This is a genomic window from Streptomyces sp. NPDC053076 (genome assembly GCF_044546845.1).
In the GTDB taxonomy this organism is placed as follows: domain Bacteria; phylum Actinomycetota; class Actinomycetes; order Streptomycetales; family Streptomycetaceae; genus Streptomyces.
This window is the reverse complement of the sequence record NZ_JBITZL010000002.1, coordinates 1,334,117-1,357,001: the sequence shown is the minus strand read 5'-3', so window position 1 is coordinate 1,357,001 and position 22,885 is coordinate 1,334,117. Positions and strand designations below refer to the sequence as shown.

At 73.5% G+C, this 22,885-nt stretch carries 18 protein-coding genes and 1 riboswitch; of the genes, 11 read left to right on the top strand and 7 right to left on the bottom strand.

What is annotated here, in order from left to right; genetic code table 11:
* Positions 1 to 4: 4 nt before the first annotated feature.
* The gene (locus ACIGYR_RS13345) at positions 5 to 760 is read left to right on the top strand and encodes an SDR family oxidoreductase (RefSeq protein ID WP_399595069.1); all 756 of its coding nucleotides are present in this window, start codon (positions 5 to 7) and stop codon (positions 758 to 760) included.
* A gap of 395 nt (positions 761 to 1,155) precedes the next feature.
* On the opposite strand, the gene ACIGYR_RS13340 is transcribed toward ACIGYR_RS13345, so the two are convergent.
* The 4 genes from ACIGYR_RS13340 to ACIGYR_RS13325 all read right to left on the bottom strand — a co-directional run bounded on the left by ACIGYR_RS13340 (position 1,156) and on the right by ACIGYR_RS13325 (position 5,400).
* Positions 1,156 to 1,959: an enoyl-CoA hydratase/isomerase family protein gene (locus ACIGYR_RS13340; RefSeq protein WP_399595072.1), complete on the bottom strand. Its 804-nt coding sequence runs from the start codon at positions 1,957 to 1,959 to the stop codon at positions 1,156 to 1,158.
* Positions 1,960 to 2,086: 127 nt separating this feature from the next.
* Positions 2,087 to 2,308: a helix-turn-helix domain-containing protein gene (locus ACIGYR_RS13335; protein WP_004002281.1), complete on the bottom strand. Its 222-nt coding sequence runs from the start codon at positions 2,306 to 2,308 to the stop codon at positions 2,087 to 2,089.
* 336 nt (positions 2,309 to 2,644) lie between these two features.
* On the bottom strand, positions 2,645 to 4,243 hold the full coding sequence (locus ACIGYR_RS13330) for an ABC-F family ATP-binding cassette domain-containing protein (protein WP_399595076.1): 1,599 nt from the start codon (positions 4,241 to 4,243) through the stop codon (positions 2,645 to 2,647).
* A 92-nt stretch (positions 4,244 to 4,335) separates the two neighbouring features.
* Positions 4,336 to 5,400 (bottom strand): hypothetical protein, encoded by a 1,065-nt coding sequence (locus ACIGYR_RS13325; RefSeq protein ID WP_399595079.1) that lies wholly within the window; start codon positions 5,398 to 5,400, stop codon positions 4,336 to 4,338.
* A gap of 201 nt (positions 5,401 to 5,601) precedes the next feature.
* Here ACIGYR_RS13325 and ACIGYR_RS13320 point away from each other — a divergent pair, with 201 nt between their 5' ends.
* On the top strand, positions 5,602 to 6,492 hold the full coding sequence (locus ACIGYR_RS13320; protein WP_399595082.1) for a neutral zinc metallopeptidase: 891 nt from the start codon (positions 5,602 to 5,604) through the stop codon (positions 6,490 to 6,492).
* A 68-nt stretch (positions 6,493 to 6,560) separates the two neighbouring features.
* Complete coding sequence (locus tag ACIGYR_RS13315) at positions 6,561 to 6,974, top strand: VOC family protein (RefSeq protein WP_391839593.1); 414 nt, start codon at positions 6,561 to 6,563, stop codon at positions 6,972 to 6,974.
* A 16-nt stretch (positions 6,975 to 6,990) separates the two neighbouring features.
* Here the strand turns inward: ACIGYR_RS13315 and ACIGYR_RS13310 are convergent, their stop codons facing one another.
* From ACIGYR_RS13310 to ACIGYR_RS13300, 3 genes are all read right to left on the bottom strand, one after another.
* Complete coding sequence (locus ACIGYR_RS13310; RefSeq protein ID WP_399595086.1) at positions 6,991 to 8,409, bottom strand: hypothetical protein; 1,419 nt, start codon at positions 8,407 to 8,409, stop codon at positions 6,991 to 6,993.
* Positions 8,410 to 8,582: 173 nt separating this feature from the next.
* The gene (locus tag ACIGYR_RS13305) at positions 8,583 to 9,710 is read right to left on the bottom strand and encodes an alpha/beta hydrolase (protein ID WP_399595088.1); all 1,128 of its coding nucleotides are present in this window, start codon (positions 9,708 to 9,710) and stop codon (positions 8,583 to 8,585) included.
* Positions 9,711 to 10,185: 475 nt separating this feature from the next.
* A complete protein-coding gene (locus ACIGYR_RS13300) occupies positions 10,186 to 10,935 on the bottom strand; it encodes a class II aldolase/adducin family protein (protein ID WP_399595089.1) in 750 nt (249 codons plus the stop codon).
* 217 nt (positions 10,936 to 11,152) lie between these two features.
* Here ACIGYR_RS13300 and ACIGYR_RS13295 point away from each other — a divergent pair, with 217 nt between their 5' ends.
* The 8 genes from ACIGYR_RS13295 to cobO all read left to right on the top strand — a co-directional run bounded on the left by ACIGYR_RS13295 (position 11,153) and on the right by cobO (position 22,884).
* Positions 11,153 to 12,046, top strand: coding sequence for a GH25 family lysozyme (locus tag ACIGYR_RS13295; RefSeq protein WP_399595093.1), 894 nt, complete (start codon positions 11,153 to 11,155; stop codon positions 12,044 to 12,046).
* 143 nt (positions 12,047 to 12,189) lie between these two features.
* Positions 12,190 to 13,434: an anion permease gene (locus tag ACIGYR_RS13290; RefSeq protein ID WP_399595095.1), complete on the top strand. Its 1,245-nt coding sequence runs from the start codon at positions 12,190 to 12,192 to the stop codon at positions 13,432 to 13,434.
* A gap of 34 nt (positions 13,435 to 13,468) precedes the next feature.
* The gene (locus tag ACIGYR_RS13285; protein ID WP_391839583.1) at positions 13,469 to 13,696 is read left to right on the top strand and encodes a hypothetical protein; all 228 of its coding nucleotides are present in this window, start codon (positions 13,469 to 13,471) and stop codon (positions 13,694 to 13,696) included.
* A gap of 259 nt (positions 13,697 to 13,955) precedes the next feature.
* Positions 13,956 to 14,098, top strand: a riboswitch (cobalamin riboswitch).
* Between the two features lie 99 nt (positions 14,099 to 14,197).
* Positions 14,198 to 15,142, top strand: a complete 945-nt coding sequence (locus tag ACIGYR_RS13280; protein WP_391839581.1) for a cobalamin biosynthesis protein — start codon at positions 14,198 to 14,200, stop codon at positions 15,140 to 15,142.
* Positions 15,139 to 16,647 carry a cobyric acid synthase gene (locus ACIGYR_RS13275; protein ID WP_399595098.1) on the top strand — a complete coding sequence of 503 codons (1,509 nt, stop codon included), beginning with the start codon at positions 15,139 to 15,141 and terminating at the stop codon, positions 16,645 to 16,647. The genes ACIGYR_RS13280 and ACIGYR_RS13275 overlap by 4 nt, the downstream gene beginning before the upstream one ends.
* Positions 16,644 to 20,294: a cobaltochelatase subunit CobN gene (gene cobN, locus ACIGYR_RS13270; RefSeq protein ID WP_399595101.1), complete on the top strand. Its 3,651-nt coding sequence runs from the start codon at positions 16,644 to 16,646 to the stop codon at positions 20,292 to 20,294. Before ACIGYR_RS13275 ends, cobN begins: the two co-directional genes overlap by 4 nt.
* On the top strand, positions 20,291 to 22,285 hold the full coding sequence (locus ACIGYR_RS13265) for a putative cobaltochelatase (protein ID WP_399595103.1): 1,995 nt from the start codon (positions 20,291 to 20,293) through the stop codon (positions 22,283 to 22,285). The genes cobN and ACIGYR_RS13265 overlap by 4 nt, the downstream gene beginning before the upstream one ends.
* Positions 22,285 to 22,884, top strand: coding sequence for a cob(I)yrinic acid a,c-diamide adenosyltransferase (cobO, locus tag ACIGYR_RS13260; protein WP_391839574.1), 600 nt, complete (start codon positions 22,285 to 22,287; stop codon positions 22,882 to 22,884). The genes ACIGYR_RS13265 and cobO overlap by 1 nt, the downstream gene beginning before the upstream one ends.
* Position 22,885 lies beyond the last annotated feature (1 nt).

The window sequence follows — 22,885 nt, the reverse complement described above, 5'->3', positions numbered from 1 at the left end:
GGCCATGGATCTTGGACTGAAGGACCGGGTGTACGTCGTCACCGGGGCGACCCGGGGACTGGGCAACGCCACCGCGCGGGAACTCGTCGCCGACGGGGCGAAGGTGGTCATCACCGGCCGGGACGAGAAGCGGGTCGCCGACGCCGCCGCCGAACTGGGCCCGAACGCGGTGGGCATGGCCGTGGACAACGCCGACGCCGGGGCCGCCGAGCGGGTGATCGCGGCTGCCCGTGAGCACTTCGGCGGCTTCCACGGGGTGCTGGTGAGCGTGGGCGGGCCGCCGCCCGGGTTCGTCGCGGACAACACCGACGAGCAGTGGCGGGCCGCGTTCGAGTCCGTCTTCCTCGGCGCGGTGCGGTTCGCCCGGGCGGCGGCGGCCGAACTGGAGGAGGGCGGTGTCATCGGCTTCGTGCTGTCCGGGTCGGTGTACGAGCCGATTCCGGGGCTGACCGTGTCCAACGGACTGCGGCCGGGGCTGGCGGGGTTCGCCAAGTCGATCGCCGACGAGCTGGGGCCGCGCGGGATCCGGGTGGTGGGGCTGCTGCCGGGACGGATCGCCACCGACCGCATGCGCGAGCTGGACGCGCTGTCCGCCGACCCCGAGGCCACCCGGGCCGCCAACGAGTCACGGATTCCGCTGCGGAGGTATGGGAAGCCGGAGGAGTTCGGGCGGGTCGCGGCGTTCGTGCTGTCGCCGGCGGCGTCGTACATGACGGGAGTCATGGTGCCGGTGGACGGGGGGACACGGCACGGGTTCTGACGGCCGGTTTTCGGGTGCGGGGGTCCGTCGGCCGGTCGCGCAGTTCCCCGCGCCCCTGAGGGGGCGGGGTCCTGACGGCCGGCTTTCAGGTGCGGCGGTACCGGGGGGCTTCGCGCAGTTCCCCGCGCCCCTGACGGGGCGAGGGCCTGACGGCCGGCTTTCAGGTGCGGCGGTACCGGGGGCTACGCGCAGTTCCCCGCGCCCCTGACGGGGCGAGGTCCTGACGGCCGGCCTTCGGGTGCGGCGGTACCGGGGGCTACGCGCAGTTCCCCGCGCCCCTGACGGGGCGAGGTCCTGACGGCCGGCCTTCGGGTGCGGCGGTACCGGGCTTCGCGCAGTTCCCCGCGCCCCTGACGGGGCGGGGGGCCGTTGGTCGTCCGGGTGTGGGGCGGGGGTTACTCGCCGAGGCCGGCCAGGTCCCGCAGTCGCCGGGCCTGGGCAGCCCGCTCCGCGGCACGCTGCTCCTCGTAGGAACGGTCGGCCGCACCCCGCAGCAACCCCTTGGTCTCCACCACGGCGTCCCGCGGCGCGGCCAGCATCGCGGCAGCCAAGTCACGCGCCGCCGCGTCGAGTTCCGACGCGGGCACCGCGAGGTTGGCCAGCCCGCTCGACACCGCCTCCGCGGCCCCGACGAACCGCCCGGTCACGCAGATCTCCAGCGCGCGGGCGTACCCGACGAGCCCGACCAGCGGGTGAGTGCCGGTCAGGTCGGGGACGAGACCCAGGCTGGTCTCGCGCATGGCGAACTGCACGTCGTCGGCGACGACCCGCAGATCACAGCCGAGCGCGAGCTGGAAGCCGGCCCCGATGGCATGCCCCTGTACCGCGGCGATGGACACGATGTCGGTCCGCCGCCACCAGGTGAACGCCTCCTGGTATTCGGCGATGGTCGCGTCGAGCCCGGCGTCGTCACGGCGCGCGAGTTCGATGAAGGTCGGCTCGCCCGGGACCCCCTCCGGGGTGAACATCTGACGGTCCAGCCCGGCGGAGAAGGACTTGCCCTCGCCGCGCAGCACTACGACGCGAACGGAGCCCGGCAGCAGCCGCCCGGCCTCGCCGAGCGCCCGCCACAGAGCGGGGCTCTGCGCGTTGCGCTTGACCGGGTTGGTCAGCGTCACCGTGGCGAGCGCGTCGTCGACGGTGAGCCGTACGCCGTCCTTGTCGAGTACAGGAGCGAGGTCCTGGTCGGGCGAAGCCATGGGGCGCCTCCGATGGGTGCGGTCATCACGCAGTGCCGTACGGCATGCTAAGTGACTGCACAGTAACCACCCGGCCGATCAGACTGCCGACCGGGTGGCCACCATCGAAGCCGATGGCCGCCCGGAGTCAGGACGAAGCGGCCTTCTTGCCCCGGGTCGCTCCGCCACGCCCACGTAGCGTGACGCCCGACTCGCTGAGCATCCGGTGCACGAAGCCATACGAGCGGCCGGTCTCCTCGGCCAGCGCCCGGATGCTCGCACCGGAGTCGTACTTCTTCTTCAGGTCTGCCGCGAGCTTGTCGCGCGCGGCGCCGGTCACCCGGCTGCCCTTCTTCAGAGTCTCGGCCACCCGTGCCTCCTCATGGGAAGTGCGCTCTGGTCTCCTCATGATCACCCCTCCCGGGCGGGATGGCCACCCATTCGGCAAGGTCGGTGGGACATCGTTGTGACGACAGGAGTCGGTCCCCACAAGCGGAATGGGAGATTCCAGCGGATGAGATCCATGGGTCCGTACGGGTGGTTTCGCTAAAGTCCCAGGTCAGAGACGCAAAGCGGCCGATCCCTTGGCTGCGAAGGGATCGGCCGGAAAATCCGTGTAGGACACACCTCGATACGAGGAGATCTCACACAGATGATGGATCACGGATCGGCCGAATGATCCATACTCAGTGGATCAGGCATTCGATCACGCCAGGGCGACGAGATCCGCGTAGTCGGAGCCCCACAGGTCCTCGACGCCGTCCGGGAGCAGGATGATCCGCTCCGGCTGGAGCGCCTCGACGGCGCCCTCGTCGTGGGTGACCAGGACGACCGCGCCCTTGTAGGTGCGCAGGGCGCCGAGGATCTCCTCACGGCTGGCCGGGTCGAGGTTGTTCGTCGGCTCGTCCAGCAGCAGCACGTTCGCCGAGGAGACGACCAGCGTGGCCAGGGCGAGACGGGTCTTCTCGCCGCCGGAGAGGACACCGGCGGGCTTGTCGACGTCGTCACCGGAGAACAGGAACGAGCCGAGCACCTTGCGGACCTCGACCAAATCCATGTCGGGGGCGGCCGAGCGCATGTTCTCCAGGACCGTGCGGCCGGGGTCCAGGGTCTCGTGCTCCTGGGCGTAGTAGCCGAGCTTGAGGCCGTGGCCGGGGACGACCTCGCCGGTGTCGGGCTGCTCCACCCCGCCGAGCAGTCGCAGCAGGGTGGTCTTGCCGGCGCCGTTGAGACCGAGGATGACGACCCTCGAACCCTTGTCGATGGCCAGGTCGACGTCCGTGAAGATCTCCAGCGAGCCGTACGACTTCGACAGGCCCTCGGCCATCAGCGGAGTCTTGCCGCAGGGCGCGGGGTCCGGGAAGCGGAGCTTGGCGACCTTGTCGGACTGGCGGACCGCCTCCAGGCCGGAGAGCAGCTTGTCGGCGCGGCGGGCCATGTTCTGCGCGGCGACCGTCTTGGTGGCCTTGGCGCGCATCTTGTCCGCCTGCGAGTGCAGGGCGGCGGCCTTCTTCTCGGCGTTGGCGCGCTCGCGCTTGCGGCGCTTCTCGTCGGCCTCGCGCTGCTGCTGGTAGAGCTTCCAGCCCATGTTGTAGACATCGATCTGGGAGCGGTTGGCGTCCAGGTAGAACACCTTGTTGACGACCGTCTCGACCAGGTCGACGTCGTGGGAGATCACGATGAAGCCGCCGCGGTAGGTCTTCAGGTAGTCCCGCAGCCAGACGATCGAGTCCGCGTCCAGGTGGTTGGTGGGCTCGTCGAGCAGCAGGGTGTCGGCGTCCGAGAACAGGATCCGGGCCAGCTCGATACGGCGGCGCTGACCGCCGGAGAGCGTGTGCAGCGGCTGGCCGAGCACCCGGTCGGGCAGGTTCAGGGCGGCGGCGATGGTGGCGGCCTCGGCCTCGGCGGCGTACCCGCCCTTGGTGAGGAACTCGGTCTCCTGGCGCTCGTACTGCCTGAGGGCCTTCTCACGGGTGGCGCCCGAGCCGTTGGCGATGCGCTGCTCGTTCTCGCGCATCTTGCGCATCAGCACGTCCAGGCCGCGCGCGGACAGGACGCGGTCGCGGGCCAGCACGTCGAGGTCGCCGGTGCGGGGGTCCTGCGGGAGGTAGCCGACCTCGCCGGAGCGGGTGATCGTGCCGCCGGCGGGCATGCCCTCACCGGCCAGGCACTTGGTGAGGGTGGTCTTGCCGGCGCCGTTGCGGCCGACGAGACCGATGCGGTCGCCCTTGGCGACACGGAAGGTGGCGTTCTCGATGAGGACGCGCGCACCGGCGCGCAGCTCGATACCGGAGGCGGAGATCACGGACAGACTCCAGGGCAGACAGGGATTGGCGGGTGGGCGGCTGAGGACGTTCCCGCCGTCTAATGCGCGAGGAGAATGGCCATGGGGCAATTCTAACGGGGCCGGGCAAGCGGTTTTTCTGCGTCCAGGTGCCCCGGGCGTGGAGCGGGGACATCGTTGCCCAGCGGGGTGCGGTCGGGCGCGATCCGGCCCAGGTCGTCCAGGGCCACGAGCTGGCCGGTCCAGGCGGCGTCCGCGCACGGCTGGGCGAGGAGCAGCGCGGCGCCCCGCCGTACGGCGCCCTCGGGCCGGAAGGCGCAGCCCGCGCGGGCGGGCAGAACCCAGCGCAGGTCGCCGTCGGCGGTGCGGTACGCGGTGACACGGCGCGGGGTGACGACCGCGAGGATGCCCCGGCCGAGGGGGCGCAGGACGCCGGTGCCGCCCTGGGCACGGAGCCACTCGGCCGCGTCGGGCAGGGCCCGGTGCCAGCGCACGGAACGGCCGTCGGTGTCGGTGAGCAGCCCGTCGTCCCAGAGCGTGATGGCCGCCCCGCGCGCGGGCAGCACGGCGACGGGCCGCTGCCCCACGCGCGCGTACCGCCACCGCGGCGCACCGGTACGGCGGTCGTAACCGACCACGGCGGCCCCCCGCGCCCGCGCCGCCCACTCCCCGTGCCCAGTGGGCAGGAGCCGGTCCCCGTAGGGAGCGGGCCGCAGCTGACGCGCCGCACCGAGCAGCCCGGCGGTCACGGCGACGAGCAGGAGCCCGACGACGACACGGCGGGTGGCGACGACGAGGACACCGGTGGCCGGCGCGCACGGGCCCGGCGCGGGCTCCGGGGCGGGGATGGCGGGCGCCGGGCCGGTCGGAGCGGGCGTCGGGGCGAGGGCGGCGGGAGCGGGAGCGGCCGGGGCGGGCGTCGCGGCGCGGGCGGCGGGCGCCGGGCCGGCCGGAACGGGCTCCGCGGCTCGGGCGGCGGGAGCGGGAGCGGCCGGGGCGGGCGTCGCGGCGCGGGTGGCGGGCGCCGGGCCGGCCGGAACGGGCTCCGCGGCTCGGGCGGCGGGAGCGGGAGCGGCCGGGGCGGGCGTCGCGGCGCGGGCGGCGGGCGCCGGGCCGGCCGGAGTGGGCGTCGGGGACGGGGCGGGGTGGGGGGTGGGGCCGTGGGGTGGAAGTGCCACCTTGCCCCCTTCGGTCTCCACCGTCCCGGAATAGGGGCCGAGCGTAGTCACCGGTCGCGGGGTCGGCCGGGTGGCTGGGCGGGTGGGGGTGGGATGTCCCCCGTTCGGCGGTTTGACCGGCGGTGGAGCGCGGTGGAGCGGGTAAGGGTGAGGGCAGGGTTGGACGGTGCGCGCGGCAGCGCGGTCGGAAGGCGGTGGCGCGTGCAGTTCGACGACGACGCGAATCTGGACACTTCCGAGGTGCAGGATGTGCGCGGCAGCCGCGTCCCCGGCGGCAGGGCGACCATCGGGGGCGGCATCGTCGGCCTCATCGCCCTGCTGCTGGGGCTCTTCTTCGGCGTCGGGCCGGATCAGCTGGGGCTGTCCTCCGGCGGTGACCCGGCCGCGCCCACCTCCTCCTCGCTCGCCCAGGTCCAGCAGACCTGCCGCACCGGCCGGGACGCGAACACCAGATACGACTGCCGGGCGGTGGCCGTGGTGAACAGCGTGCAGGACTACTGGACCCAGGAGTTCCAGCGGCGGGGGCGGACGTACAGCCCCTCCTCGACGGTGCTCTTCAGCGACCGGATCGGTACGGCGTGCGGCACGGCGACCTCGGCGGTCGGGCCCTTCTACTGTCCCGGGGACCGCAAGGTCTATCTGGACCTGGGCTTCTTCGACGAGCTGCGGACGAAGTTCGGCGCCGGCGGCGGCCCCTTCGCCCAGGCGTACGTGATCGCGCACGAGTACGGGCACCACGTGCAGGACCTGCTCGGCGTACTGGGCCGGTCCCAGGACGGGATGACCGGCGCGAACAGCGGCTCCGTGCGCACCGAGTTGCAGGCGGACTGCTACGCGGGTGTGTGGGCGCGCCATGCGACGACCACGCCCGACGAGTCGACCGGGCGCCCGCTGATCACCAGCCTGACGGCCGCCGACATCAGAGACGGCCTGGACGCCGCCGCGGCCGTGGGCGACGACCGGATCCAGGAGCGGTTCCAGGGCCGGGTGACACCGGAGACCTGGACGCACGGGTCGGCGCTACAGCGGCAGCAGTGGTTCCAGCAGGGGTACCGCACCGGTGACATGGCGCGGTGCGACACGTTCCGCTGACGCGTTGTCAGTGGCGCCTGCGAGACTCCAGGAGCATGGGGGAACCGACGCACGAAGGAGTGATCGGCATGGCAGGCACGGGCGGCGCGCGGCCGAGCGTCTATCCCACGCTGCTGTACGCGGACGCGAAGGCGGCGATCAGGCAGCTCACCGAGGCCCTCGGCTTCACCGAGCTGTCGGTGTACGAGACGGAGGACGGCATGGTGATGCACGCCGAGCTGGTCCAGGGCGGCGGTGCGGTGATGATCGGCTCCAAGGGTCGCGGCGGCCGCTTCGACGCGCTGATGAAGGACGCGGGACCCGCCGGGGTGTACGTCGTGGTGGACGACGTGGACGCCCACCACCAGCGGGCCCTGGAGCACGGCGTGGAGATCCTGATGCCCCCGACGGACCAGGACTACGGCTCGCGGGACTACCTGGCCCGGGACTCCGAGGGCAACATCTGGAGCTTCGGGACGTACGCCCCGGAGATCGGGGCCTGAGCCGCCCCGTCTCCGCTCATCCGCCGGTGTGCACCTGGAACGCGGCCCGGCGCACGGCCTTGGCCAGGGCCGGGTCGGGATGGGCGGCGGCGAGCGCGACCAGGACCTGCACGGTGCGCGGGTGGCCGACGGCGCGGACCTCGTCGAGCAGCTGGGGCACCGTGGGCTGCACCGCGGACTCCAGGTGCCGGACCAGCATCGGCGCCTCACCGTGGTCGGCGACGGCGGCGGCGGTGTCCACCCACAGCCAGGTGGCCTCCTCCCGGGTGAGCACCTCGTGGGCGTCCTCCGGGTCGACGCCGTCGTGCTCCGCGAGCCACAGCAGGGCGTACGGCCGGAGAGCCGGCTCGTCCACCACGGCCCGTACGTCGGGCTCGGCGGGGGCGCCGACGACCCGCAGCGCCTCGAAGGCGAGGCCGCGCAGCAGGGCGTCGTCGCCGCGGGCGGCGTCGACCAGCTGGGTGACGGCGCTGCCGACGGGACGGGCGGCGAGCCAGGCGCGGTACTCGGCGCGGGCCGCGTTGGGGCGGAGCTGGGCACAGCCCCGGAGCATGTCCTCGGCGGACTGCTCGATGTTGCCGGCGGGGCTCTGCGCGGCCACGCAGATCTGCTCCAGCTTGACCCAGACCGCCCAGCTGCCGAGCGGGGTCAGCGTGGCCTGGCCGCCTCCGTAGGTGAGGGCGCCGACGGAGGCGAGGGCTCGCAGCGCCCAGTCGAGCAGGGGGGCCAGGAGGGCGTCGGTGGCGGGCGCGGGGTCCGCCGGTGCCGGGGATCCGGCCGGCTGGCCGGTGCCGGGCTCGTAGGCGACCTCGCAGCGTTCGGTGCGCAGCTCGGTGACCCGCTGCTGGAGCAGGTCGAGCAGCTGCTCGACCGGGACGGGGCCGGCGGACAGCTGGAGGAAGGAGAGCAGCTGCGGCATGGCCGAGACGACCTCGGCGACCGCGGCCGGCTCGTGGCCGTCCGGTTCGGGGCAGGCGAGCGACCAGGCGTCGAAGAGGGCGACCCAGCCGCGCAGTACGGCGCTGTCGTCCCGGTTCCAGGCGCGCAGGCGCCAGCCGGGGCGCGCGCTGTCGCCGTGCACCTCGACGAGTCCGGCGAGGCGGGCGGTGTCCCAGTCGGCGCGGATCTGAGCGGCACTCAGGCCGAGGTCGGCGGCGGCGCGTTCGGTGGTGGCGTCGGAGAGGGTCGCCTTGCCGTCGGCGGTGGCACCGTCGCGGCCGGGACCGAGGGCCGCGTCGGCCCAGCGGGCGACGCGGGCCGCGCCGGCCAGACCGGTGCGGGCCATTCCGGCCAGTTCGGCGGGGGCGGGCGTGCCCTCCGGCGGCCGGGGTGCGGGGCGGCCTGGGCGCCGCTGGTTCACAGCTCTGGGGGCGGCGGCCAGGGGTCGCGGTCGGACGAGTCGGAGCCTGGAGTCGCGCGGGATACGGGACGTCACGGGTGCAGTCTTCCGGTTGACGGTCCGAAAACCCAAACGGAATGTCACGGCGGGCGACGGGGCTGGCCAACGCACGGGGTGCCGGAAGGGCGGCGTAGACGTGATCAGGCCAGCCGTACGGCCTTAAACGGAATGTCAGGCACCGGCGCCGGCCGGGTCTCGGCGCCAGGGCGTCACATCAGTGGCGTCAGGAACCGGCGCAGCCGTTCCTCGCACTCCTCCGGGTCCGCGTTCCACATCGCCGCGTGCGGGGCGTGCGGGACGGTGTGCAGGGCGACGAGGTCGGCGCGGCGCCGGGCCAGCCGGCGGGAGAACTCCCAGGGTGCGACCTGGTCGTCCGGGCCGTGGACGATCAGGGTGGGAACCCGGAGCAGGGCGGGGTCGGCGCTCTCGGCGACCCGGTCGGCGTGCAGTCCGGCCCGGCCCTGCGCGGCCCGCACGGCGAGCGGCAACAGCGGCTGCGGGGTGTGGCGGGCCCGGGCGAGGGCGCGCAGCGTGGCCTCCCAGCTGAGCACCGGTGAGTCGAGGACGAGCCCGGCGATGCGGTCGCGGACCGCGGAGTGCTCGGCGGCGCGCAGGGCCATGGTGGCGCCGGTGGACCAGCCGAGGAGGACGACCCGGCGGGCGCCGTAGCGGAGCGCGTAGCGGATCGCCGCCTCGACGTCGCGCCACTCGGTCTCGCCGAGGTGGTTCAGTCCGTCCGGCGGGCGGGGGGCGCCGAGGTCGCCGCGGTAGGCGAGGGCGAGGACGGGCAGCCGGCGGCCGTGCAGGAAGCCCATGACGTTCAGGGCCTGTTCCCGGGTGGTGCCCAGGCCGTGCACGGCGATCACCCAGGTGTCCCGGTGGCCGGGCACGAACCAGGCGGGCAGGGCGCCGAGTTCCCCGGGCACGTCGACGTCGGCGTGGTCCAGGCCGAGGGCGGTGGCGGGATTGCCGACGTACAGGTTGGGGGTGAGCCACACCGCGTCGCCGGCCTCGAGGGTGCCGTGGGTGACGCGCTCCAGGCGCCGTACGACGGCGTCGGCGGTGTGCGCGGCCGCTTCCAGGACGGGGCCGACGACCGCGTGGGAGCCGTCGCCGGCGAGGCCGTAGGTGCCGGGGCGCAGGGCGGCCAGGTGACGGGTGAGCGTGATCTGCCCGGCGGCCGTGCCGTGCACGGTGAGGCGGGGCTCGGTGGGCAGGGGACGGCCCGCGGGCGCCTTCAGCGCGGCGTCGCTGGCGAGCCGGCCGAGGGCCACGGAAGCCGTGCCGGCGGCCAGGACCGCGGTGAGTGCGGTGGCGGTCGCTTTCACGGTACGCACGGCTCCAGTGTCATGGGCGTTGACGCCACCGGCCAGCGGAAGGGCGGGGCGGGGTGAGGGGCGTCGGGATGCGGGCGGGCCCGGCACCGCCGGGAAGGCGCGTGATGACTGAGCGCCGCCGCGGCGGACCCCCGTGACCGAACCCGCGAGACGGGGGCCGAGCCCGGAGAGCGAAGCAGCAAGCCGCCGGCGGAGCGCTGCGACCGGCGCCGGAACACGGCGGCCGGAACCAGCGAGCGGAACCGGAACACGGCGGCCGGAACCGGCCGGCGGAACCCGGAGACGACGGCCGGAACCGGCGAGGGGAACCTGCAGACGGCGGCCGGAACCGGCCAGCGGAACCTGCAGACGGCGGGCGAGACCTGCGAGGGGGGTCCGCAGACGGCGGGTCAAGGCGTGCGGGGACGCGGTGGAGCGCAGCGAGCGGCGGGAGCGGAGCAAGGGTTCGGGGGGCGGGGCATTGCTCGGCAAGGGGTCACCTCCGTTGGCCGTACCCCTTCAAGCGTTCCCCGACCTCCGCCAGTTGTGCCTCGGTCAGCAGGGTCGGTGTCAGACCCGGCACCGAGGACGCCGTCAGCCACAGGCGGCACATCCACTCCAGCTGGGCGGTGCGGTCGTACGCCTGGTCGAGGGTGGCGCCGTAGGTGACCGTGCCGTGGTTCTGCAACAGGCAGCCGGTGCGGCCGGCGAGGGCACCGAGCATGTTCGCGGCCAGTTCGTCGGTGCCGTAGGTGGCGTAGGGGGCGACCCGGACGGGGCCGCCCAGAGCGGCGGCCATGTAATGGACGAGCGGCAGCTCGGGCACGAGCGTGGAGACCGCCGTCGCGTGCACGGCGTGGGTGTGGACGACGGCGCGGGCGTCGGTGCTGCGGTAGACCGCGAGGTGCATGGGCAGCTCGCTGGTCGGCACGAGCGTGCCGAGCACCTGGCGTCCGCCGAGGTCGACGCCGGTGAGGTCGGCGGGGGTGAGCCGGTCGTAGGGCACGCCCGAGGGAGTGACCAGCACGAGGTCGCCGATGCGGGCGGAGACGTTGCCGGAGGTGCCGACCACCAGCCCTTCGGTGACGGTCCGGCGCGCCGTGTCGATCAGGTGCGTCCAGAGCCGTGCCACGTCCTGCCGCCCGTCCTGCTGCGCGTCCCGTGGCCCGTCCTGCTGCGCGTCCCGCGGCCCGTCCTGCCGCGCGTCCTGTCGCCCGTCTGCCGTATTCCGCCGCGGTTCAGCCATGCGGTGATCCTGCCAGCCGGACGTGCGAGGCGCGGGTGAGAGGGCCGGTTCGGTCCGGAAACCGTACGACCGAACGGGCGGATTTCACAGTGAAACGCCTGAATTCATCACATATTGCGTGATCGACGGGCCTTCAATGAGCCCTCTTGCCCACTGGACGACCGCCGCCGCCCGCCGGCGCGGGAGCGCCTGTCGTTTGCCACCCCCGGGGGAGCCCATGGCTCGTCAACACACCTCTGTCCGTCACCGCGCCGGTGTCCTCGCGACAGCCACGGCGGTGGCGCTCGCCCTCACGGGCACCGCGACCGCGTCGGCCGGACCGCCGGTGGCGGGCGGACCGCCGGTGTCCGCGGGGTCGCTGCGGCCGGCCGGCTTCCTGCTGCCGGCCGGCCCGGTGAGGCCGGCCGACCCGGTGGGGCCGATCGGATCACTGATGGCGGCCGGGTCGCCGGCGTTCGCCTCGGGCCGGGCCAACGCGCCCAAGGGGCATGACGTGTCGTCCCACCAGAAGCGCGTCGACTGGCCGGCCGCCCGGGCGAAGGGCGCACGGTTCGTCTACATCAAGGCGACCGAGTCCACGAACTACCGCAACCCGTATTTCTCCGGGCAGTACACCGGCGCCCGCAAGGCCGGCCTGCTCCGGGGCGCGTACCACTTCGCCCTGCCGGACCGGTCCTCCGGCGCCAAGCAGGCCGCGTACTTCGTGCGGCACGGCGGCGACTGGCGGGCGGACGGCTGGACGCTGCCGCCCACGCTCGACATCGAGTACAACCCGTACAGCACGAAGCACAAGTGCTACCGGCTGAGCAAGGCGCGCATGGTGAGCTGGATCCGGTCGTTCAGCGACGAGATCAAGCGGGAGACCGGCCGCCCTCCGGTGATCTACACGACGACCCAGTGGTGGAAGCTGTGCACCGGCAACAGCCGTGCGTTCTCGAAGAGTCACGCTCTGTGGATCGCCCGGCACGGCACCTCGCGGCCGGGGACACTGCCGGGCGGCTGGCGGTACTGGACGTTCTGGCAGTACGGCACCAGGGGCGCGCTGCCGGGTGACCAGAATCTCTTCAACGGGTCCATGAGCCGGCTGCGGATCTTCGCGCGGGGCCGGTAGCCAAGGGACGCCTGGGGCGCCGAAGCGAAGCGGAACCCACAACCCGCGCGAGAGACACCATGACGCCCGCCCCAGTTCATCTTCCGTTCACCCAGGTTGCCTACGTTCATCCAGCCAACGACCTCGAACGATTGCCTGGGTAAATGGAAAGCTTCTCGCTGATCCTCGCGATTGTGGTCATAACCGCTCTCGCGTTCGATTTCACGAACGGTTTCCACGACACCGCGAATGCGATGGCCACCACCATCTCCACAGGCGCCCTGAAGCCCAAGATCGCGGTGGCCTTGTCGGCCGCCCTCAATCTTGTGGGCGCCTTCCTCTCCGTGGAGGTCGCGAACACGATCTCCAAGGGTCTCGTCGACGAGACCGGCATCCGTCCCGAGGTCATCTTCGCCGCCCTGGTCGGCGCGATCCTCTGGAACCTGCTGACCTGGCTGGTGGGCCTTCCCTCCAGCTCCTCGCACGCCCTGATGGGCGGCCTGGTCGGCGCCACCGTCGCCTCCGCCGGCTTCGGCGCCGTCCACGGTGACGTCCTGGTCACCAAGGTGCTGCTCCCGGCGGTCGCCGCGCCGATCGTGGCGGGCGTCGCCTCGATGCTGGCCACCCGCTTCTCCTACGGCATCGGCGGCAAGGCCGAGGGCGAGGCCACCCGCAAGGGCTACCGCGCCGGCCAGATCGCCTCCGCCGGCCTGGTCTCCCTCGCCCACGGCACCAACGACGCCCAGAAGACGATGGGCATCATCACCCTCGCCCTGATCGCGGGCGGCTCCATCGCCCCCGGTTCCAACCCTCCCACCTGGGTGATCCTCTCGGCCGGTCTGGCCATCGCGCTCGGCACCTACATCGGCGGCTGGCGCATCATCCGCACCATGGGCAAGGGCCTGACCGACCTGGAGCCGCGTCAGGGCTTCGCCGCCCAGACCAGCGCCGCGACCGCCATCCTGGCCTCCTCCCACCTCGGCTTCTCCCTCTCCACCACCCATGTCGTCTCCGGCTCGGTGATGGGCGCGGGCCTCGGCCGCAAGGGCGGTGTGGTCCGCTGGTCCACCGCGACCCGCATGATCGCCGCCTGGGTGCTCACCCTCCCGGCCGCCGCGCTGGTCGGCGCGGGCGCCGAGTCCGTCACCGACCTCGGTGACTGGGGGACCGCCGCCGTCGCCGCCTTCCTGGTCGCCTCGAGCTTCGCCATCTGGAAGTTCTCCCGCCGCGAGGTCGTCGACCACACCGACGTCGTCGCCGAGAGCGCGGAGCCGGCCGGTGTGGTCACCACCGCCATCGCCGCCGTGACCCCGCCGCCCGCGGGCCTGGTCACCGAGGGCCTGACGGCCACGATCCCCGCCCCGGCCGCCGAGCCGGCCCCCGCCACCCCGCCGGCCGCCACGGTCTGACCCCGGGCACCCGGTTACTGAAGGAAGCAACCCCATGAAGATCGACTGGGCGGCCATCGGCTCCGTCTTCGGCGTCAGCCTCGTTTTCACGGTGGGCCTGGTGGCCCTGTTCACCCTCGGCATCAACGGCCTGGCCCGGCGCGAGAAGGCCACGGCCCAGGGCGGCTCCGCCGGTCTCGCCGTCACCGGCGCCTACGTCTGCTTCGCGGCCTGCGCGGCGGCGGTGGCGTACGGCATCTACCTGATCGTGGCCAAAGCCTGAGCCACACCGTGCGGCCCGAGCCGCGCCGCGTGGCCTGACCCGCACGCGTGGCCCGAGTCGCACCGCATGGCCCGAGCCGCACCGCGTGGCCTGACCCGCACCGTGTGGCTCGGGCCGGCCCACGCCATGGCGGCGTTCCGGCCAAGCACCTCAGAGGCTCCCCTCCGGCCGCTCCGGAGGGGAGCCTCTGGCGTGCCCTCACGTCCCGTGATGTGGGGATCGGCACACTCTCCCCGCGCAGGTCAACGGCAAGTTGACGGCCGTTCCGGGCGCGTGGTGGACTGCCCAGGCCATGTACGGCGGCAAGAGAGGAAGCCGGTGCGAATCCGGCGCGGTCCCGCCACTGTCACCGGGGAAGAACCCCCCGGGAGCCAGGAACTCTCACCGCCGATTCACGTCGAACCAGGGCGCGGACACCCTGAGTGAGGACACAGATCGCCATGCTCGGCTGCCGAAGGACCAGTACCAGGACCGCTCCTGTGCCCACGGCCGGCTGAGCCGATGGGTGCCGATCGCACATACGCGTACGGCGCCGCCGCCGGCGTCCTCGGTGACCTGCTCCTCGGCGATCCGCGCCGCGGGCATCCGGTCGCCGCTTTCGGCCGGGCGGCCGGAGCCGTGGAAGGCGCCTTGTGGCGCGACCACCGCGGATGGGGCGCCCTGCACACCACCGTGTGCGCCGGTGGCGCCGTCGCTCTGGGCTCGCTCGCCGCACGCGCCGCACGCCCTTCCCGTACCGCCGCCGTCGCGCTGACCGCCGCCGCCACCTGGGCCGTCGTCGGCGGCACCTCGCTGGCCCGGGAGGCCCGCGCCGTCGGGCGTGCCCTGGAGGCCGGCGACATCGAGGCGGCCCGGGCCCGGCTGCCCCACCTGTGCGGCCGGGACCCGCAGGCGCTGGACGCCGACGGGATCGCCCGGGCGGTGGTCGAGTCGGTCGCCGAGAACACCTCCGACGCCGTGGTCGGCGCCCTCGTCTGGGGTGCCGTGGCCGGCGTGCCGGGACTCCTGGGATTCCGGGCGGTCAACACCCTGGACGCCATGGTGGGTCACAAGTCACCCCGCCACCGGCGCTACGGCTGGGCCTCCGCCCGTCTCGACGACGTCGCCGGCTGGCCGGGGGCCCGGCTGACCGCCGTACTCGCCGCCGCGGCCGGACCCGATCCCCGCGGCGCCCTGCGTGCCTGGAAGGCCGACGCGCACCGGCACCCGAGCCCCAACGCCGGGCCGGTGGAGGCGTCGTTCGCCGGTGCCCTCGGCGTCCGGCTGGGCGGGACGCTCTCCTACGCCGGCCGGGTCGAACACCGCCCCGTGCTCAACGGCGCCACCGGACGGCCGGTCCGGGTCACCGACATCGGCCGGGCCGTCCGGCTCTCCCGCCGTGTCGGACTGCTCGCGCTCGGCGTCACGGTCGCCGCGCGCACACTCCTGAAGGGACACGGGAAGTGAACGGTGGTCTCCTCGTCGCCGGCACCACCTCCGACGCAGGCAAGAGCGTCGTGACGGCCGGCATCTGCCGCTGGCTGGTACGCCAGGGCGTCAAGGTCGCGCCGTTCAAGGCGCAGAACATGTCCCTCAACTCGTTCGTCACCCGGGAGGGCGCGGAGATCGGCCGGGCCCAGGCCATGCAGGCCCAGGCGTGCCGGGTCGAGCCGACCGCGCTGATGAACCCGGTACTGCTCAAACCCGGTGGCGAGCAGAGCAGCCAAGTGGTGCTGATGGGCAGGCCGGTGGGCGAGATGAGCGCACGCGGCTACCACGGGGGCCGTCAACAGCGGCTGCTCGGCACGGTGCTGGACTGCCTGGCCGAGTTGCGGGGCACGTATGACGCGGTGATCTGTGAGGGGGCGGGAAGTCCCGCCGAGATCAACCTGCGGCGGACCGACATCGTCAACATGGGCATCGCCCGCAATGCGCGGCTGCCCGTGCTCGTCGTCGGCGACATCGACCGCGGGGGCGTCTTCGCCTCCTTCTTCGGGACGCTCGCCCTGCTCTCGCCCGAGGACCAGGACCTGGTCGCCGGGTTCCTGGTGAACAAGTTCCGCGGGGACGTCTCCCTGCTGGAGCCCGGTCTGGACATGCTGCACGGGCTCACCGGGCGGCAGACGTACGGCGTCCTGCCGTTCCGGCACGGCCTCGGCATCGACGAGGAGGACGGACTGCGGGTGTCGTTGCGGGGCACCGTACGCGAGTCAACCGTCGCTCCCCCGGTCGGCGAGGACGTGCTGCGGGTCGCCGTGTGCGCGATCCCGCTCATGTCCAACTTCACGGACGTGGACGCGCTGGCCGCCGAACCGGGGGTCGTGGTGCGGTTCGTGGACCGCCCGGAGGAACTGGCCGACGCCGACCTCGTGGTGGTCCCCGGCACGCGCGGGACCGTACGGGCGCTTCAGTGGCTGCGGGAGCGGGGGCTCGCGGACGCACTCGTGCGCCGGGCCGCCGAGGGACGCCCCCTCCTCGGCGTCTGCGGCGGCTTCCAGATCCTCGGCGAGCGCATCGAGGACGAGGTCGAGTCCCGCGCCGGGGAGGTCGCCGGGCTCGGGCTGCTCCCCGTGCGGGTACGGTTCGCCCGCGAGAAGACGTTGACCAGGCCGGCCGGGGAAGCCCTGGGCGAACCGGTCGAGGGGTACGAGATCCACCACGGCGTCGCCGAGGTCACCGGTGGGGAAGCCTTCCTGGACGGCTGCCGGGTCGGCCAGACCTGGGGCACCCACTGGCACGGTTCGCTGGAGTCGGACGGCTTCCGGCGGGCCTTCCTGCGCGAGGTGGCCACCGCCACCGGCCGCCGCTTCGTCCCCGCGCCGGACACCTGCTTCGCCGCGCTGCGCGAGGAACAGCTCGACCGGCTGGGCGACCTGATCGAACAGCACGCGGACACGGACGCGCTCTGGCGGCTCATCGAGTCGGGCGCGCCACAAGGACTGCCTTTCATTCCACCGGGAGCGCCCGCATGAGCACAGTGTTGTTGTTGTCGACCGCCGACACGGACCTGCTGGCGGCCCGGGCCGCCGGCGCCGGTTACCGCATCGGCAACCCCACCCGGGTCGACGTCGGCGAGGAGCTGCCGGGCCTGATCGAGGGCGCGGACCTCGCCGTCGTACGGCTGCTGGGCGGCAAGCGGGCATGGGAGGACGGGCTGGCCGCGCTGCGGGCGTCCGGCATCCCGACCGTGCTGCTGGGCGGCGAGGCCGTACCGGACGCGGAGCTGATGGCCGAGTCGTCGGTGCCCGCCGGTGTGGTCGCCGAGGCACTGAAGTACCTGGTGGAGGGCGGCCCCGCGAACCTGCTGGAGCTGTCCCGGTTCCTGTCGGACACCGTGCTGCTGACCGGTGAGGGCTTCGAGGAACCGCGCCGGATGCCGGAGTTCGGCGTGCACGGCGGGTACGAGGTCCGGGAGGGCCGGCCGACCGTGGGCGTGCTCTTCTACCGGGCGCACGAGCTGAGCGGCAACACCGCCTTCGTGGACACCTTGTGCGAGGCGATCGAGGCGCGCGGGGCCAACGCCCTGCCCGTCTACTGCGGTTCGCTGCGCGGCGCGGACGCCGGGCTGTACGAACTGCTGGGCCGGGCCGACGCACTGGTGGCCACCGTGCTCGCGGCCGGCGGCACGCACGCTTCCCATGCCTCGGCGGGCGGCGACGAGGAGTCCTGGGACATCGGTGCGCTGGCCGACCTGAACGTCCCCGTGCTCCAGGGCCTCTGCCTCACCTCCTCCCGTCAGGCGTGGGCGGAGTCGGACGCGGCCCTCTCCCCCATGGACGCGGCGATGCAGGTCGCGATCCCGGAGTTCGACGGCCGGCTCATCACCGTCCCGTTCTCCTTCAAGGAGCAGGGCCCCGACGACGTACCGGTGTACGTCGCCGACCCCGAGCGGGCCGCTCGCGTCGCCGGGATCGCCCTCCGGCACGCCCGGCTGAAGCACAAGGCGAACGCCGAGAAGAAGGTCGCGCTCGTCTTCACCGCGTACCCGACCAAGCACTCCCGCGTCGGCAACGCGGTCGGCCTGGACACGCCCGCGTCGGCGGTACGGGTGCTGGACGCGCTCCGGGACGCCGGGTACGGGGTCACCGGACACCCCTCCGAGGGCGACGAGTTGATCCACCGGCTCATCGAGGCCGGCGGACACGACGTGGAGTGGCTGACCGAGGAGCAGCTGGCCGCGGCTCCCGCGCGGGTGCCGCTGGCCGACTACCGGGCCTGGTTCGACAGGCTCGACCCGGAGCTGCGGGACGCGATGACCGAGGCGTGGGGCGAGCCGCCGGGCGGCCTCTACGTGGACGGCGACGACATCGTGCTGGCCTGCCTGCGGTTCGGGAACGTCGTCGTGATGATCCAGCCGCCGCGCGGCTTCGGCGAGAACCCGATCGCGATCTACCACGACCCCGACATGCCGCCGTCGCATCACTACATGGCGGCCTACCGCTGGCTGGAGAACAGCTTCGGCGCCGACGCGATCGTGCACATGGGCAAGCACGGCACGATGGAGTGGCTGCCGGGGAAGGGCCTGGGTCTGGGCGCCGGCTGCGCTCCGGACGCCGTCCTCGGTGAGCTGCCCCTCGTCTACCCGTTCATCGTCAACGACCCCGGCGAGGGCACCCAGGCCAAGCGGCGCGGGCACGCCACGGTCGTCGACCACCTGGTGCCGCCGATGGCCCGCGCGGACACCTATGGCGACCTGGCGAAGCTGGAGCAGCTGCTGGACGAGTACGCGCTCGTCTCCGACCTGGACCCGACGAAGGCCCCGGCCGTCCGCGCCCAGATCTGGACGCTGGTCAAGGCGGCCGAGCTGCACCACGACCTGCACGTGGACGAGCAGCCGGACGACGGTGAGTTCGACGAGTTCGTCATGCACATCGACGGCTATCTGTGCGAGATCAAGGACGTGCAGATCCGGGACGGCCTGCACATCCTCGGCGGCGGTCCGGTCGGTGAGCCGCGCGTGAACCTCGTGCTGGCCGTGCTGCGCGCCTCACAGGTGTGGGGCGGCCAGGCGAACGCGCTGCCCGGCCTGCGGGCCTCGCTGGCCGCCCACTTCGGGCTGAGCGAGAAGGAGCTGCTGTCCGAGCCCGGCGCCCCGGTGAAGGTGCCGGTCGAGCTGACAGACCTGGTCGAGGGCCCGTCCCGGACCGCCGCCGACACGATCGACCTGCTGGAGCAGCTGTGCCGGCGGATCGCGGAGGGCATGGAGGCGCGGGCGTGGGACCGCGCGGTCGTCCGCCCGGTCCTGCGGGGCGTGCTCGGCCTCGAACTGCCCGAGGCGGTGGCCGTGGTGGAGTTCGCGTGCGACGAGGTCGTCCCCCGTCTGGCGCGGACCACCGACGAGATCGGGCACATCCTGCGGGCGCTGAGCGGCGGGTACGTCCCGGCCGGTCCCTCGGGCTCGCCGACCCGCGGTCTGGTGAACGTGCTGCCGACGGGCCGTAACTTCTACTCGGTCGACCCCAAGGCGATTCCGTCCCGCCTGAGCTGGGAGGTCGGCCAGTCGCTCGCGGACTCCCTGGTCGCGCGCTATCTCCAGGACACCGGCGCGTACCCGAAGTCGGTGGGCCTCACGGTGTGGGGCACGTCCGCGATGCGTACCCAGGGAGACGACATCGCCGAGATCCTGGCGCTGCTGGGCTGCCGCCCGGTGTGGGACGACGCCTCGCGCCGGGTGACCGGCTTCGAGGTGATCCCGCCGGCGGAGCTGGGGCGCCCGCGCATCGACGTCACCGTCCGTATCTCCGGCTTCTTCCGGGACGCGTTCCCGCATGTGGTCGGGCTGATCGACGACGCGGTGCGGACGGTGGCGGAGCTGGACGAGCCGGCCGAGTCCAACTACGTGCGGGCGCACGTGGACGAGGACACCGCCGAACACGGCGACCGGCGCCGGGCGACGGCCCGTGTCTTCGGCTCGAAACCGGGCGCGTACGGCGCCGGTCTGCTGCCCCTGATCGACGCCCGCAACTGGCGCTCGGACGCCGACCTCGCCGAGGTGTACGCCGTCTGGGGCGGCTACGCGTACGGGCGCGGGCTCGACGGGCGGGCGGCGCGCGGCGACATGGAGACCGCGTTCAAGCGGATCGCCGTCGCGGCGAAGAACGTCGACACCCGCGAGCACGACCTGGTCGACGCCGACGACTACTTCCAGTACCACGGCGGCATGGTCGCCATGGTGCGGCATCTGACGGGCGCCAACCCCGAGGCGTACGTGGGCGACAGCGCCGTACCGGACCAGGTGAAGACCCGCACGCTGGGCGAGGAGACGCACCGGGTGTTCCGGGCGCGGGTGGTCAACCCGCGCTGGATGGCGGCGATGCGCAGGCACGGCTACAAGGGCGCCTTCGAGATGGCGGCGACCGTGGACTACCTGTTCGGGTACGACGCGACGGCCGGCGTGGTCGACGACTGGATGTACGAGAAGCTCAGCTCCGAGTACGTCTTCGACCCGGAGAACCGGGACTTCATGAAGAAGTCCAACCCGTGGGCGCTCCGCGGGGTCACCGAGCGGCTGCTGGAGGCGGCGGACCGCGGGCTGTGGGCGGAGCCGGACGCGGACACGCTGGAGCGGCTGCGCGCCACGTACCTGGAGCTGGAAGGCGACTTGGAGGGCGACCAGTGACCACCCCGTTCCCCTTCACGGCCGTCGTCGGCCAGGACGATCTGCGGCTCGCGCTGCTGCTGAACGCCGTGTCGCCGGCGGTCGGCGGTGTGCTGGTGCGCGGCGAGAAGGGCACCGCGAAGTCCACGGCGGTGCGGGCGCTGTCGGCGCTGCTGCCGCAGGTGGCCGTCGTGCCCGGGTGCCGGTTCTCGTGCGATCCGGCGGCCCCCGATCCCGCGTGCCCGGACGGGCCGCACGAGGCCGGCGAGGGCAGCGAGCGGCCCGCGCGGATGGTCGAGCTGCCCGTCGGCGCCTCCGAGGACCGGCTCGTCGGCGCCCTGGACATCGAGCGGGCGCTCGCCGAGGGCGTGAAGGCGTTCGAGCCGGGCCTGCTGGCCGACGCGCACCGCGGCATCCTGTACGTCGACGAGGTCAACCTCCTCCACGACCACCTGGTGGACCTGCTGCTGGACGCCGCGGCGATGGGTGCCTCGTACGTCGAGCGCGAGGGCGTGTCCGTGCGGCACGCGGCACGCTTCCTGCTCGTGGGCACCATGAACCCCGAAGAGGGCGAGCTGCGCCCGCAGCTGCTGGACCGGTTCGGACTGACCGTGGAGGTGGCCGCCTCCCGCGAGCCCGACCAGCGCGTGGAGGTCGTCAAGCGGCGCCTGGCCTACGACGCCGACCCGGCCGGCTTCGCGGCGCGCTGGGCCGAGGAGGAGACCGCCGTGCGGCAACGCGTCATCGCGGCGCGGGATCTGCTGCCGCAGGTGCGGCTGGGTGACGGTGCGCTGCGGCAGATCGCGGCGACCTGTGCGGCCTTCGAGGTGGACGGCATGCGCGCCGACATCGTGATGGCGCGGACCGCCACCGCGCTGGCCGCGTGGGCCGGGCGGACCGATGTGCTCGCGGAGGACGTGCGGCAGGCGGCCCTGCTGGCGCTGCCGCACCGGCGCCGCCGCAACCCGTTCGACGCGCCGGGGCTGGACGAGGACAAGCTGGACGAGACGCTGGAGGAGTACTCCGGCGAAGGCGACGACGACCCCGATCCCGACGGCCCCGGTGGCGGCGGTGGGCAGCCGGCGCCGGACAGCGGTCCGCAGGATGACGGGGCCGGCGCCGCGCGGCCCGAGGCCGGTGAGGGCGGGCAGCCGCAGGCGTCCGGCGCGCAGGAGCAGTCGGCCGTACGGGCCGCCGAGCCGTTCCGGGCCAAGATGCTGAGTGTGCCCGGGATCGGCGAGGGTGCCACCGGACGGCGCTCGCGGGCGCGGACCGAGCACGGGCGGACGACCGGGGCGCGGCGGCCCCGGGGCGCGCTGACCAAGCTGCACCTGGCCGCCACGGTGCAGGCCGCGGCCCCGCACCAGCGGGCGCGCGGGCGGTCCGGGCCGGGGCTGGTGATCCGCCGGGACGATCTGCGGCAGGCGACCAGGGAGGGGCGCGAGGGCAACCTCGTGCTGTTCGTGGTGGACGCCTCGGGGTCGATGGCGGCGCGGCAGCGGATGAGCGCCGTCAAGGGGGCCGTGCTGTCGCTGCTGCTCGACGCCTACCAGCGGCGGGACAAGGTCGGTCTGGTGACCTTCCGGGGTTCCGGGGCGGACGTGGCGCTGCCGCCGACGTCCTCCGTCGACGCCGCCGCCGCGCGGCTGGAGTCGCTGCCGACCGGCGGCCGTACGCCGCTCGCCGCCGGGCTGCTGAAGGCGCACGAGGTGCTGCGGGTGGAGCGGCTGCGGGATCCGGCGCGGCGGGCGCTGGTCGTGGTGGTGACCGACGGGCGGGCCACGGGCGGCCCGGAGCCGGTCGCCCTCGCGGGGCGCGCGGCGCGGCTTTTCGCCGCCGAGCAGGTCGCCTCGGTGGTCGTGGACTGCGAGTCGGGGCCGGTGCGGCTGGGGCTCGCCGGGCAGCTCGCGGGTGAGCTGGGCGGTACGGCGGTGACGCTGGACGAGCTGCGGGCCGACTCGATCGCCGGGCTGGTCAGGGATGTACAGGGGACGCAGAGGAGGGCCGCGTAATGCCGCAGGGACAGCCGAGTGTCGTACCGCAGGACGGTCTGACGACTCGTCAGCGCAGGAACCGTCCGCTGACCGTCGTGCACACGGGCGTCGGCAAGGGCAAGTCGACCGCCGCGTTCGGGCTCGCGCTGCGGGCCTGGAACCAGGGGTGGCCCATCGGGGTGTTCCAGTTCGTCAAGTCGGCGAAGTGGAAGGTCGGCGAGGAGAACGCGCTGCGCGTACTCGGCGCCTCCGGTGAGGGCGGGACCGTCGACTGGCACAAGATGGGCGAGGGCTGGTCGTGGGTCCAGCGGGACGCCCAGATGGACAACGAGGAGAAAGCCCGCGAGGGCTGGGAGCAGGTCAAGCGGGACCTGGCCGCCGAGACGTACCGGCTGTACGTGCTCGACGAGTTCGCGTACCCGATGCACTGGGGCTGGGTCGACACCGACGAGGTGATCGAGGTGCTGCGCGACCGTCCCGGCACCCAGCATGTGGTGATCACCGGCCGGAACGCGCCGGAGAAGCTGGTGGACTTCGCGGACCTGGTCACCGACATGTCCAAGGTCAAGCACCCCATGGACGTGGGACAGAAGGGTCAGAAGGGCATCGAGTGGTGAC

Excerpts from the sequence above, each read along its gene's own strand:
- ACIGYR_RS13345 (WP_399595069.1), top strand. The coding sequence starts at position 5 with ATGGATCTTGGACTGAAGGACCGGGTGTACGTCGTCACCGGGGCGACC.
- ACIGYR_RS13340 (WP_399595072.1), bottom strand. The coding sequence starts at position 1,959 with ATGGCTTCGCCCGACCAGGACCTCGCTCCTGTACTCGACAAGGACGGC.
- ACIGYR_RS13315 (WP_391839593.1), top strand. The coding sequence starts at position 6,561 with ATGGCAGGCACGGGCGGCGCGCGGCCGAGCGTCTATCCCACGCTGCTG.
- ACIGYR_RS13300 (WP_399595089.1), bottom strand. The coding sequence starts at position 10,935 with ATGGCTGAACCGCGGCGGAATACGGCAGACGGGCGACAGGACGCGCGG.
- ACIGYR_RS13295 (WP_399595093.1), top strand. The coding sequence starts at position 11,153 with ATGGCTCGTCAACACACCTCTGTCCGTCACCGCGCCGGTGTCCTCGCG.
- ACIGYR_RS13290 (WP_399595095.1), top strand. The coding sequence starts at position 12,190 with ATGGAAAGCTTCTCGCTGATCCTCGCGATTGTGGTCATAACCGCTCTC.
- ACIGYR_RS13285 (WP_391839583.1), top strand. The coding sequence starts at position 13,469 with ATGAAGATCGACTGGGCGGCCATCGGCTCCGTCTTCGGCGTCAGCCTC.
- ACIGYR_RS13280 (WP_391839581.1), top strand. The coding sequence starts at position 14,198 with ATGGGTGCCGATCGCACATACGCGTACGGCGCCGCCGCCGGCGTCCTC.
- cobN (WP_399595101.1), top strand. The coding sequence starts at position 16,644 with ATGAGCACAGTGTTGTTGTTGTCGACCGCCGACACGGACCTGCTGGCG.
- cobO (WP_391839574.1), top strand. The coding sequence starts at position 22,285 with ATGCCGCAGGGACAGCCGAGTGTCGTACCGCAGGACGGTCTGACGACT.